Below are 12,205 nucleotides of genomic sequence, written 5' to 3'. Positions count from 1 at the left end.
GCGGACAACGCAATAGTGGCCAGGGCGCACAGCCCTCACTTGCCCGCTCCCCCCTGCCTACCCCTGACGCAGTAGTGCTATAAGCGATGGGCTGCCCCCGGCCGTTGAGGCCCAGCACGGAGATGGCCATCCGGGCCCCTGAGTTGGTGGTGTGGGCGGCCAGACAGGCCGAGACCACCTGCTGCTCGGCCGTGGTGGGCCGCTGGCCGCTGGCCCAATCCGGCGCGAGTCCGAGCAACCCCGCCCAGGAGTACGACTTTCCGGTGTGTGAATCCGTGTAGCCGCGGGTCTGCCCCGCCGGCACCGCGCAGCGCACCACGTACCGCATCACCATGTCCGCCAGCACCGGGTTCGACTGGAACCAGGTCCCGAACTGCGCCGAGGCCAGGCCATGCTGGCTCAAGCCGTTGAATGACAATCCATTGAAGGACAACCCGTTGAAGGACAGCCCATTGAATGACAGGCCATTCTCCGAGCCCAACTCCTGCTCAACGGTGTCCGCCTCCCCCGCCGGGTCCGTCTGGGAATCCACCACCGGGCCGCAACCCGCGACGACCGCGAACCAGCACACCGCGAGCAAGCCTTCAATACGTCTGGACCGCATGCACTCCCCCATCGTGACTCGTTGACGTCACCTGCCGAGGCCTCTGTCGGGCCCTCCGGGGACATCCGGGTCGTGCCGTGGAATCGAGGGTGACGTCCCCGTGAGAGGATTCTCGCGCCTCGGACGTCCCCCGATGCGTGACCCGTTCCCGCGTACGAGGGAGCGTCGGACGTGGGACAGCGGGGGCGTGGGGTGGAGGACGCTTGCGCCCGCGACCCCGGGTCAGTCCATCAACTGCTGCGCCAGGTACACGTCATGGAGCGCCCGGCGGCGCGCGTTCAGCAGCGGGTCCGCGGCATCTCATCTCCCATGGCCGAATGCGGGCCTCCAACACGTCGCGGCTCCAACCATTCCCACGCTTGCAAGGAGCACGGCGCGCCTGCATGGTCCGCCGCCACCGCCCGCGTTACATCCCGCCCATGAGCTTCCCGCCGCCCGTCACGCCGCCTCCCGAAGTCTTCTCCGTCCTGCGCAGCCGCGGCTACGCCGTGCTGAGCCGCGCGGGCCTGTGCGAGCTGGTGGGCACTCCCGCCCCCGCGCTCGACCGCCTGCTGCCGACCTGGAACGACCTGCCGCTCGACGGGTACCTGCGGGACGGTGGCCGCTATCGCTCGCGCCGCCACTCGTGCTTCGTCGTCGACGGCGGCAGCGTCACCCAGGTGCCGCACCGCGCGCACTGGCAGCCCATCGAATACAACGCGCTGCACGGCGGGCTGGAGCGCTGGTTCGAGCCGGTGACGCCCGCCGTCGTCTCGCAGCCCGTCTGGTCCCAGTTGCTGAGCGGGCTCGCGGCCTGCTGCTCGAAGCTGAAGGGCGAGCAGCCGTGGTACGTCGAGGCGCACCAGTTCCGCATCGACACGACGGACGGCATCGGCCGCCCGACGCCCGAGGGCGCGCACCGCGACGGCGTGGACTTCGTCGCCGTGCTGCTCACCGGGCGCGAGGGCATCAAGGGCGGTGAGACGCGCATCTTCGAGGCCTCGGGCCCCCAGGGCATCCGCTTCACGCTGACCGAGCCCTGGTCCGCGCTGCTGCTGGACGACGAGCGCGTGATTCACGAGAGCACCCCCATCCAACCCCTGGGCGAGAAGGGGCACCGGGACACGCTGGTGCTGACGTTCCGCGCGAAGGGCTTCCAGGGGCCCTGACCCACGGGTATGACGCGGGTGTGACGACCGCCGGCCGAGTGCCCCTGTTCGAGAACGCGCGCGCAGTGCTCATCGTGCTCGTGGTGATGGGACACTCGCTGGAGCCACTCCTCGCCCGCGAGCCGCTGGCGAGGGCGCTCTACACGGCCCTGTACCTGTTCCACATCCCCGCCTTCGCCTTCCTCTCCGGGCACCTGTCGCGCGCGGAGTGGAGCCGGAAGTCCCTGGAAGGCATCGCGTGGTCGCTGCTCGCGCCGCTCGTCATCTTCCAGGTGCTGTACGTGGCGTTCGACGCATGGGTGCTGGGAAGAGGGTGGAGCCGTCACTGGCTATTCCAGCCCTACTGGGTGCTCTGGTTCCTGTGGAGCCTCGCGTGCTGGCGGCTCATGCTGCCGCTGCTCCGCCGCCTGCCCATGCCGCTGGGGGTGTCCTTCGCCATCGCGCTCGGGGCGGGCCTGCTGCCGTGGGTGGGCTACCTCTTCGGCCTGTCGCGGACGCTCGTGTTCCTCCCGTGCTTCGTCGCGGGACACCTGGCCCGGAGGGAGTGGCTGCTGGGCGTCACGCCGCGCCGCCGCGCGCTCGCCGTGGCCCTGTTCGCGCTGCTGGGAGGCTTCGTCTGGGCCATGACCACCGGGCGGCTCGCCACTCCGAACCCTCAGTGGTTGTACGGCAGCGTCTCCTACTCGGCGCTCGGCGCGACTGCACTCACGGGAGTGGCAACGCGGCTCGCGCTCCTCTGCTGCGCGCTCGTGTTCACCTGGGCCGTCTTCATGCTGTGTCCACGGAATGAGGGCGCGCTCACGCGGCTGGGTGGACGCAGTCTCGCGCCCTTCCTGCTGCACGGCTTCGTGGTGCGAAGTGTCGAGAAGCTGGGTGGCTATTCGGTGCCACATGGCCCCATGGGTGTGATGCTCGTGCTGCTGGGTGGTGGAATTCTCGCGGTGTTGCTTGGCCACCCGCTCATCGTGCGCGCCACACGTCCACTGTGGGAGCCGCGCCGACTCTTCCAGCGAACATAAGGCCCTGGCGCCACGCAAGGACGCGGCCCCTGCGCGTGTATAGAGGTAGCGGGCTCCAGCCCGCGCTTCGCTCCGCAGCGTGAGGTGTCGTCATGGGTCCTCGCTCCTCCTCGCCAGTGTCTCCCCGCCACGCCGTCGTGTGTGGCAGCAGCATGGCCGGCCTGCTCACCGCGGGCCTGCTCGCGCGTCACTTCGAGCGCGTCACCCTGGTGGAGCGGGATGGTCTGGTGGACTCGAGCCAGCCTCGCAAGGGCGTGCCCCAGGGCCCCCATACCCACGTGCTGCTCCAGCGCGGGCTGGACATCGCGACCTCCATCTTCCCGGGACTCCAGGAAGAGCTGCGCTCCGCGGGCGCGCAGGTGATGGACATGTCCGCCGACTGCGCGTGGCACGTGGCCGGCGCCTGGCGCAAGCGCATCCCCAGCGGCGTCACGCTGTACTCGCAGACGCGGCCGCTCCTCGAGTGGCGCGTCCGCGCCATGGTGAGGGCGCTCCCCAACGTGCGCATCCTCGACAGGCGCGAGGTCGCGGGCCTCCTGCACGATGAGACCGGAACCCGCGTCACCGGCCTGAGGCTCCGCGCGCCCGGCGGCACCGAGGAGATGCCGCTGGCCGCGGACCTGGTGGTGGATGCCAGCGGCCGTGGAAGCCGGATGCCGGACTGGCTGGAGGACCTGGGCCTTTCGCGCGTGGAGGAGACGCGGATGCAGATCGACGTGGGCTACGCCACGCGCCTGTACCGGACGCCCACGGGCTTCGACGCGGGGTGGAAGATGCTCATGCTCTCCCCCGAGCTGCCTCGCCTCCGGCGCTTCGGAGCCATCCTCCCCATCGAAGGGAACCGGTGGACGGTGACGCTGTGCGGCTGGCTCAAGGACTACCCACCCACGGACGACGCGGGCTTCCTCGCGTACGCGCGCGCCCTGGCCCAGCCCCACCTGTACGAGGCGCTGAAGAACGCCGAGCCGCTCGGCCCCATCTCCAGCCACCGCCTGCCTCACAGCCAGTGGCGCCACTACGAGCGGCTGCCCCGGATGCCCGAGGGGCTCATCGTGGTGGGTGACGCGTTCTGCTCCTTCAACCCCATCTACGGGCAGGGAATGACTTCCGCCGCGCTGCAGGTGGAGCTGCTCGGCGAGTGCCTGCGCAAGGGCCTGGGCGGGCTGTCACGCCGCTACTTCGCTCGCGCCGGCCGCGTGCTGAAGATGCCCTGGGCCATGTCCACCACCGAGGACCTCCGGCTGCCGGAGCTGGGGGACTCGCGGCCCTTCGGCAGCGCCTTCCTGCACTGGTACGGGGAGCGGTTCCAGCGGCTGACCGCCACGGATGCCGAGGCCGTGCAGACGTTCATGGAGGTGATGCACATGCTCAAGCCGCCTGAGGCCATCCTCTCGCCCCGGCTGCTGTGGAAGGTCCTGACCGGACGGTCCGAGGGCACGGAGCCACCGCCAGGTCCGGAGCCGCTCTCCGCGCGCCTCTCCTCCCGGGCGGCCTGAGGTGCTCACGCGCGCAGGGCGTCCAGGATGGACAGGCGCGCGGCGCGCAGCGCGGGCAGCAGTCCGCCGATGAGCCCCATCACCGTGCCGAACAGCACCGCGCCCAGGAGGATGGCGGGCGTGGGCGTGAAGCCGAAGGTCACCTCCGAGAAGGTCTGGAAGTTCAGCGTGCGGACGTGAATCCACCGCGTGGTGAGCGCCCCCAGCGCTCCCAGGATGCCGCCCGCCGCGCCCAGCATGACGGACTCCACCACCACGCTGGCCAGCACGCTGCGGCGCCGGAAGCCCACCGCGCGCAGCATGCCCAGCTCGGCGATGCGCGTCGCCACCTGCGAGTACATCGTAATCATCGCCCCCAGCACCGCGCCGACGCTGAAGACGAGGGACACGAACAGGCCCAGCACGCGGATGAAGGTGGCCAGCCCGCTGGCCTGGTCCGCCCAGTACGTGGGCTCCGGCTTCGCCTCCAGGGTGAAGCGGGGGTCCTCCTCCACGCGCTTCACGAAGTCCGCCATCGCCGCCGCCGAGCCGAGCCGGACCAGGGCGGAGCTGTAGGCCGGCCGGCTGAAGGCCCCGCCCAGCCGCGTGGCGTCCGCCCACAGCTCCGACTCGAAGGCGCCCGCACGTGCCTCGAAGACGCCCACCACCGGCCAGCGCTGCTGGGCGAAGCGCAGCTCGCCGCCCAGGGTGGCGTCCGGTGACGAGCCCACCAGCGCCTTTCCCAGCACCACCTCGTTGGTGCCCGGCCGGGGCTTGCGCCCGGAGACGAGCCGCACCTCCGGCCGCGCGGTGAAGCTCTCCGGCTCCACCCCACGCGTGGTGGTGTTCATCGCCTGGCCTCCGCCTCGCGGCAGCGCCACCAGCACCACCAGCTCGCCGGCCACCAGCGGGGCCCCGTCCGGCCCGGACGCCACCGCCCGGTCCGTGGCGAGGATGCGCACCGCGTCGCGCTCCACGCCGCTGACCAGCTCGCTGGTGGCACCCTTGCGCAGGATGACGGCGTTGGCCGGGTCTCCCCCCGAGGCGAGCGCGGACTCGATGCCGTTGGCGAGCATCAGCACCGCGCTGAAGACGAACACCACCAGCCCCAGCCCCAGCACCGTGAGGCTCGTGGACAGCCTGCGCGCCCAGAGACTGCGCGCGTTGTAGTAGAGCGGCACCATGGCTCAGGCCACCCTCCTCAGGCCTTCCGCCACCGGCAGGCGCAGCGCCCGCCAGGCAGGGCCGATGGCCGCCAGCAGCGACACCAGCACCGCCGCCAGCGCGGACACCACCAGCGTGCGCCCCCGCATCACGTTGTCCGGAATCTGGCCGAACTGCGAGGCGATGAGCTTCGCGAAGCCGTTGACCAGCGACGGCGCCGCCGCGACGCCCAGGGCCGCCGCCGCCAGGCCGATGACGGAGGACTCGGCCAGCACCAGCAGCACCACCGTCCGCGGGCGGAAACCCATGGCGCGCAAGGTGGCAATGTCACGCGTGCGCTCGCGCACCGCCATGGCCAGCGTGTTGCCGATGACCAGCAGGATGATGAGCAGGATGACGTTGGACACCACCCTCACCGCCGTGAGGATGGCGGACGACATGGCCACGAAGCCGAGCTGGAAGGACTTCTCGCTCTCCGTCTTCGTCGGGTACGGGCTGTTGTCGAACATCCGGTCGATGGCCGCCGCCACCTCCGCCGAGCGCGACGGGTCGTCCACCCGCACCGCGTAGATGCCCACCTGGTCCTTCCGGTTTTCGGGCAGCAGCTCGCTCTCGTTGAGGCAGCGGTAGCCGAATACCAGCGCGGTGGTGTCCGCGCCGGGGCGCGTGCCGGTGTAGATGCCGCGCACGTTGAAGGTCCAGTCGCCCGGGTATATCTGCCCCTTGAGCGTCACCCGGTCCCCCGGCTTCCAGCCGAAGCGGCGGGACAGCTTCTCGCCCACCAGCGCGCCGCAGGGGTCGCTGCGGAAGGAGGAGAGCTCCGCGGGCGTGGTGGTGTACTCCGGAAAGACGTCCAGGAAGGTGTTGGAGTCGATGGAGAAGTTGGGGAAGAAGTCCTTCTGCGTCTCGCCCAGCGTCCCGCCGAACCACTCCTGGTGGGTGACGGCCGTCACGCCGGGCAGCGCGGCGATGCGTGCGTAGTAGGAGAGCGGCAGCGGCTCCGTGATGGAGACCTTGTTGCGGGTGATGAGCCGGTCCACCTGCGCCGCCTGCGCGCCGTAGTAGAAGATGTCGATGACGGTGCGCAGGAAGATGAAGGCCGTCACCCCCACCGCGCCCGCGAGGATGGTGAGGCTCAGCCGCAGCGGGTTGCGCAGCAAGTCCCGGCCCGCGAGCCCGACGTAGTTCACTGAAGCACCCCCTTCTCCAGGTGGTGCACGCGCCCGGCCCGCTCGGCCGCGTGCGGGTCATGCGTCACCATGACGAGCGTCTTGTGCAAATCACGGTGGAGCACACCGAAGAGGTCCAGCACGGCCTCGGCCGCCTTGCGGTCCAGGTCGCCGGTGGGCTCGTCGGCGATGATGAGGTCCGGGTCGGTGACGATGGCGCGGGCGATGGCCACGCGCTGCTGCTCGCCTCCGGACATCTGCGGCGGGCGGTGGCCTACCCGGTGGGACAGGCCCACCAGTTCCAGCGCGGCGGCCACGTGCCGGCGCCGCTCGGCGCGGGACAGCGGGGTGAGCAGCAGCGGCAGCTCCACGTTCTCCGCCGCGGTGAGCACGGGGATGAGGTTGTAGAGCTGGAAGACGAAGCCCACGTGGGCGGCGCGCCAGTCACTCAGCTCGCGGTCGTTCAGCTCCGCCAGGTTGCGCCCGGCGACCTCCACCACGCCGGTGGTGGGCCGGTCCAATCCGGAGATGAGGTTGAGCAGCGTGGACTTGCCGGAGCCGGACGGGCCCATGAAGGCCTCGAAGGCGCCCGTGTCGATGGTGAGGTTCACCGCCTCCAGCACGGGCACCTCCACGGTGCCGCGCCGGTACGTCTTCGAGACGCCCTCCAGGCGGACCATGGGGGGCAGGGCTGGCACGGCCTCCAGGCTCATCCGCCCCCCGTCTCCACCTTCACGCGCCGGCCCGGGCGCAGCTTCTTCGCGTCCGGAGCCGACACCACCTGCGTCCCCGCGGGAGGGCCTTCCACCAGCGCGACCTCGTCTCCCACGCGCTGTCCCACGCGCACCGGCTGCCGCTCCAGGTGTTCGTCCTTCACCACCCACACGGCGGGCCCGTCCTCGCCTTGCACCACGGCGTCCGCGGGCACGCGCGGCGGCAGGGCCTTCGGGTCCAGCGCGCCCGGTGGCAGCGCCTCGCGAAGGAAGGACACCTTCGCGCCCATGTCCGGCAGGGCGCCCTTCGGCACGGACTGGAAGCGCACCATCACCGTGGCCGTGGCCTTGGAGCGGTCGATGGCGGGACGCACCGTGCCGACGCGCGCCGGGAAGGCCTGGTCCGGGAAGGCGTCCAGGAAGATGAGCGCGTGCTGTCCCGTCTGGATGCGGGAGAGCTGCTCCTCGCTGACCTCGGCCTCCACCTCCAGCGCGTCCAGGTCCACCAGCTCGATGATGCCGCCCAGGTCTGTGCCCTCGAGCGCGGCCGGTGCGAGCACGGCGCCCTCGTCCGCGAGCTTGCGCGCCACCGTGCCGTCGAAGGGCGCGCGCACCACGGTGTGCGAGAGCTGCAGGCGGGCGGCCTCGCGGGCGCGGCGGACGACGAGGAGCTGGGCACGGGCCGCGTTGAGCTCCTCCAGGGCGGCGCTGCCGGCGGTCTCCACGTCCAGCAGCTCCGCGCTGGGGATGACCCCCTGCTTCGCCAGGTTCCGCGTGCGGGCCGTGGTGCGTTGGGCGTTGGCCGCCTGGGCGCGGGCCGCGGCGAGCCGGGCCTCGGCGGCCCGCACCTCCGCTTCGGCGCGCTCCAGGACGACGCGGGCGTCCCGGTCATCCAGGCGGGCAATCACCTGGCCCTCCTTCACGGGCTCGCCCTCCTCCACCGTGACGTCCACCAGCCGGCCGGCAATCTGCGGCGCGATGACGGAGCGGCGGCGCGAGTCGACGTAGCCGGCGGCGGACAGCTCGGTCTGCTGCTCTCCCGGGAGTGGCTCACGGACCTCCACCACGCGCACGGTGGGGGCCCTGCGGGAGAGGGAGATGGCGGCCAGGAGGACGACGGCGAGCAGGAGCAGCGCGGGGACGAGCCAGCGCATCCGGCGGCGCCGCTTCAGCGGTGCGGCCGAGCGGTCGATGCGGAGCGCGCTCAGCGGTTTCTGCGCCTGGACTTCGGCCACGACTTCCTCCGGGAGTGGGAACAGGGGTTCCCCGGAAGGAAGGTAGGAAGGGGCCAGGTGCGGTGCCGGGGTTGAAGGTTGGCTCCCCTGGGCTCCGGGGAAGGACGGGGCGCTTCCATGGTGCGCCGCCTGTCACGCGGCTCAGCGCACCGGCAGTTCGCGGAAGGTCAGGCCGTCCAGCCCGTGGCGCTCCACGACTTCTTTGAAGCGCTCGGTGACGACGAGCACGGTCGAGAAGTTGCGAAGGCGGAAGAGGTCGAGGTCCTGGGGTAGCGAGGCCGCGTCGAGGATGGGCTCCGCGGGAAGGCTGAAGCCATGACGGCCGCACTTCGGGCACGGCGGGGGCGTGCCACGTGGAATGCAATCCGCGTGAAGGAGACCGCGTGGCTCGATGTGCAGATCGCGCAGTTCCGGGACGCCCTTGGGGCTGAAGCGCATCTCCGTGCGGCACCCTCGGAGGCCACGGAGTCCTTCGCCCATCAACCGTTCCAGGGCATTTGGCTGGACGAGCAGGGTGTCACCGTACTGATTGATGAATGCGGAGAAGGGTCCCCTGGCCTTTCCCACCAGGGGACCGAAAAGTGTTCCGGGGCGGAGAGGATAATCAGGAGGAAGTAGCGAGCGGACCTGCTCGCGAAGGCGCTCGAACTCCTCGAAGTCTTTCTCCAAGTAGGCCTTTGACAGCTTCTTCGCTGCTGGATGGCCGGAAAGGTCTACAGCGGGATAGCTTGGCCCTGCCGCAGCCCATGTCGCCTTGCAGTGAGGACACACCACTCCTGGCAGACCCCACTTGCGCCTGGCGCTGTACGCACCTTTCTGTTGTTCAATGTCGCCAGAGTCGCAATGGTAGAATCGCGCCATGTCGTCAGAACTCAAGAGGTGGGCTGATTGACAGATAGTACGGCAGGATGGGTCCTACCAGATTGAAGCGGATGATCAGCTCTCCCGCGTAGCGGTACATCTCCTCAGCGGTTGCGTATTCCCGTCTCTTGCGGAAGTTGCGCCACGCCTCGTTCCAGGGTCCACCCTGAAGTCCTTTGTGGATTCGATGGTGGGTCTCCAGGTCGAGCAGCATCGTCTCCTTGTGGATGTTGATGCCCTGGCGTTCGAACCAGTCCCGGAGTCCCTCCTCCCGAGGGAAGATGTGGTGCTTCTCCCTCGGCTGCGAGGCCAGCGCCCGCGCCATCTCCAGCACCCGCTTCTGACTGGGCAGCAGTTCCCGCCCGTGCCAGGGAATGACGAAGACCGGCTCCGGCCGTCCGGGCAACTGCCACGGATAGGCCCAGTTCCTCTGCGGTGACCGGACGGCGCTCGGCGGGAGGACGAACGTCCCGCGCGTCCGCACAATCCACCCGGGCGCCACGTCCTCGCAGCGGAAGAGCCCGCACGCGTCCCCCGCGAAGAGGAACATGACGCACGCGCCCTCTTCGAGCCGGGTGTACGCCTCCGGGTACTCCGCGACGTCCTCTTCCGCCTCATCCAGGGACGGCGAAGTCGACGCGCACGACCCCAGCACGGCGCACAGCCACAGCCACCAGACCTGACGCCAGCTCACGCCTCCTCCAGCCAGCCCCGGCGCCAGGGCCGGGCGGAGGTCATATCAGCGCCGCGCCTGGTTCTTCCCGTTCGCTCGCATCCGCGGGTCGTCATCCGCGAGCCGCGAGACACACCTCCGACGACGGCGACTCGGGAGATGGAGGCGCTGACTGCAAGGCGGCTCAGCGCCCCCCTGTGCGTGCGCGGAGCAGGACGGCGAGCGGCGGAGGGGCACCGGGCGGAAGTCACGGTGCCGGAGCCGGAACGTGTCTTTCGGGGAAGCACCAACGGCCTCGACCTCCGGCCCGGCAGGGTTGGGAACGCGTGCCGGGCAGTGGAGGGTTGCCCATGCAGGAGGACGCGATGCTGGACCCGGGAGAGCTGCGCGAGGGAATGACGGTGAGGGATTTGGAGGGCCGGAAGGTCGGCACGGTGGTGCACGTGGGTGACACGCACTTCGAGCTGGAGCAGGGCTGGCCCGCGCGCCGCGAGTTCATGGTGCGCTTCCACGCGGTGGACCGCGTGGAGCACGGCGAGGTGTTCCTCCACTCCGACCACGGCGTCCAGGTGCCCGCCGAGAGCGAGGACGTGGGCACGCCCGGCTAGGCCTGGCGCCCGGACAGGTGCACGTCCCGTGAGCGGAAGAGGAGGCGGGAGGCGGCCGCGGGCGCCAGCACCGCGGCGGTGATGACCGCCCAGTCCAGCACGCCGCGCGCTCGCGCTCCGTTGTACGTGACTGCCTGGAGGAACGTCAGACAGGCGTCCGCGGCGGTGAGCGCGCCCAGCCCCATGGCCAGCCCGTCCCGCCAGCGGCGCACCAGCGAGAACAGGCCCACCGTCAGTCCCACGTCGAAGAGCACCCAGCCCCACTGCACCTGCGCGGAGGGAAACCAGCGGCGGGTGGCGGGGAGCGCCAGCAGCGCCGTCCAGGGGACCAGCAACGTGGCCAGCGCATGCACCAGCAGCCGGGGACGCCGCAGCACCGTGGCCACACCGAAGCGCACGAGGCTGCCCCGGGCGAAGGCGCGGAGCGCGTCATACAGCGCGACCAGCCCGCCGCCCCGGGTGGGGTACGCCAGGTGGATGGGCACCCAGGCGTCCGGGCGGAACTTCGCCTTGAAGGCGCGCAGCCCCTCGAAGTCGAACAGCGGCCGGCCACACGCCCGCGCCAGCCGCAGCCATGGCCGCACTGGCCCCGCCAGCGGCGCCAGCCCCAGCGTCACGTAGCGCCGCCCCTCCGCCGCCGCGGCGCGCATGGCCGCGTCCACCAGCGTCTCCGCCGTGCCGTTGGGAGCGTGCGAATCCCTCAGCAGGTCCTGGAGGAACCAGCCCTCGCGTGCGTACACCGGAGACACCGCGAGGAAGCCCACCACCTTCCCGTCCACCTCCGCCACGAAGGCGCGGCGCTCCCGTGCGAAGGCATAGGGGCCGAGCTGCACCAGGAAGCCCATGGGTGCCATGCGGCGCGATGCCAGCCACCGCTCCTTCAACCGCTCCACTGCCTGCCGGGTGGGGTGCGCCGGGTCCTCCAGCACGGGCGCCGGCAGCTCGCGCACGCTCACGCCGTGCTTGCGCGCGCGGCGGAGCTGCTCCCGCAGGCTCCGGCTGCCGCGCACCACGTCCTCCCAGTGCGCCGGGTCCCACACGGGCTGCTCACCAATGGGCAGGGCCTCCATCGGCGCCAGTTGCGTGAAGCGCGACTCGGTGGCGAAGAAGCACACGCGCCGGCCCGCCGCGCGCGCCGCCTCCCGGAAGCGAGTGACCACCTCGGCCAGGCGCTCCGGCGCGGAGATGGGCGAACCCGCCGTCACCCACGCGCCCCCCGTGTCCACGTACGCCATGCACGCGTCGCCCGCCGGGTCGAACCAGTAGTGGAAGCCCGGATGGAGCACCTGGAACGAGGTGGCGTTCCACCCGTACCGGCGTAGCAGCCCCAGCACCCGCGCGCGCTCGTCCGCGCTCACCTCTCCGTGCCCGGCGAACTCGACCCGATTCATGTGGGGGCCCCTGTGACTCGCGCGCAAGGTACGTGCCCTCGGGCCCCTCCGCCACGGAGAGCTGCTCCACCCACCCGGCAGGAGGACACCCGGACTTCGGGGACGCATCGCCAGCACTCATGGACAGACGCACACCGGCGCCACG

Annotated in this window: 11 protein-coding genes and 1 pseudogene; 4 read left to right on the top strand and 8 right to left on the bottom strand. The window is 70.9% G+C overall.

Annotation, left to right across the window (positions count from 1 at the left end):
- Window positions 1–604 (bottom strand): annotated as a pseudogene (locus K8638_RS16610) (hypothetical protein); the annotation flags it as partial.
- Window positions 605–1,023: 419 nt separating this feature from the next.
- On the opposite strand from K8638_RS16610, the gene K8638_RS16605 reads away from it, so the two are divergent.
- From K8638_RS16605 to K8638_RS16595, 3 genes are all read left to right on the top strand, one after another.
- On the top strand, window positions 1,024–1,752 hold the full coding sequence (locus tag K8638_RS16605) for a 2OG-Fe dioxygenase family protein (RefSeq protein ID WP_223755516.1): 729 nt from the start codon (window positions 1,024–1,026) through the stop codon (window positions 1,750–1,752).
- Between the two features lie 20 nt (window positions 1,753–1,772).
- Complete coding sequence (locus K8638_RS16600; RefSeq protein WP_223755512.1) at window positions 1,773–2,771, top strand: acyltransferase family protein; 999 nt, start codon at window positions 1,773–1,775, stop codon at window positions 2,769–2,771.
- A gap of 92 nt (window positions 2,772–2,863) precedes the next feature.
- Complete coding sequence (locus K8638_RS16595; RefSeq protein ID WP_223755511.1) at window positions 2,864–4,267, top strand: NAD(P)/FAD-dependent oxidoreductase; 1,404 nt, start codon at window positions 2,864–2,866, stop codon at window positions 4,265–4,267.
- A 5-nt stretch (window positions 4,268–4,272) separates the two neighbouring features.
- On the opposite strand, the gene K8638_RS16590 is transcribed toward K8638_RS16595, so the two are convergent.
- The 6 genes from K8638_RS16590 to K8638_RS16565 form a co-directional block, all read right to left on the bottom strand.
- Window positions 4,273–5,430, bottom strand: a complete 1,158-nt coding sequence (locus K8638_RS16590) for an ABC transporter permease (protein WP_223755510.1) — start codon at window positions 5,428–5,430, stop codon at window positions 4,273–4,275.
- 3 nt (window positions 5,431–5,433) lie between these two features.
- The gene (locus K8638_RS16585; RefSeq protein ID WP_223755509.1) at window positions 5,434–6,600 is read right to left on the bottom strand and encodes an FtsX-like permease family protein; all 1,167 of its coding nucleotides are present in this window, start codon (window positions 6,598–6,600) and stop codon (window positions 5,434–5,436) included.
- Window positions 6,597–7,292 carry an ABC transporter ATP-binding protein gene (locus tag K8638_RS16580; protein WP_223755508.1) on the bottom strand — a complete coding sequence of 232 codons (696 nt, stop codon included), beginning with the start codon at window positions 7,290–7,292 and terminating at the stop codon, window positions 6,597–6,599. Before K8638_RS16580 ends, K8638_RS16585 begins: the two co-directional genes overlap by 4 nt.
- Window positions 7,289–8,527, bottom strand: a complete 1,239-nt coding sequence (locus K8638_RS16575; RefSeq protein ID WP_223755507.1) for an efflux RND transporter periplasmic adaptor subunit — start codon at window positions 8,525–8,527, stop codon at window positions 7,289–7,291. The genes K8638_RS16580 and K8638_RS16575 overlap by 4 nt, the downstream gene beginning before the upstream one ends.
- 141 nt (window positions 8,528–8,668) lie before the next feature.
- On the bottom strand, window positions 8,669–9,388 hold the full coding sequence (locus K8638_RS16570) for a double-CXXCG motif protein (protein WP_223755506.1): 720 nt from the start codon (window positions 9,386–9,388) through the stop codon (window positions 8,669–8,671).
- 4 nt (window positions 9,389–9,392) lie between these two features.
- Window positions 9,393–10,082: a TIGR02269 family lipoprotein gene (locus K8638_RS16565; RefSeq protein ID WP_223755505.1), complete on the bottom strand. Its 690-nt coding sequence runs from the start codon at window positions 10,080–10,082 to the stop codon at window positions 9,393–9,395.
- A gap of 329 nt (window positions 10,083–10,411) precedes the next feature.
- Between K8638_RS16565 and K8638_RS16560 the strand changes: the two genes are divergently transcribed.
- Entirely contained in the window at window positions 10,412–10,669 is a 258-nt protein-coding gene (locus tag K8638_RS16560; protein WP_223755504.1) for a DUF2171 domain-containing protein, read from the top strand.
- On the opposite strand, the gene K8638_RS16555 is transcribed toward K8638_RS16560, so the two are convergent.
- Complete coding sequence (locus K8638_RS16555) at window positions 10,666–12,060, bottom strand: DUF2156 domain-containing protein (RefSeq protein WP_223755503.1); 1,395 nt, start codon at window positions 12,058–12,060, stop codon at window positions 10,666–10,668. The two genes, K8638_RS16560 and K8638_RS16555, sit on opposite strands and share 4 nt — an antisense overlap.
- Window positions 12,061–12,205 lie beyond the last annotated feature (145 nt).

Source organism: Myxococcus sp. RHSTA-1-4, assembly GCF_020037125.1.
Classification (GTDB): domain Bacteria; phylum Myxococcota; class Myxococcia; order Myxococcales; family Myxococcaceae; genus Myxococcus.
The sequence above is the reverse complement of the archived record's forward strand: the minus strand, read 5'-3'. Positions and strand labels throughout refer to the sequence as shown.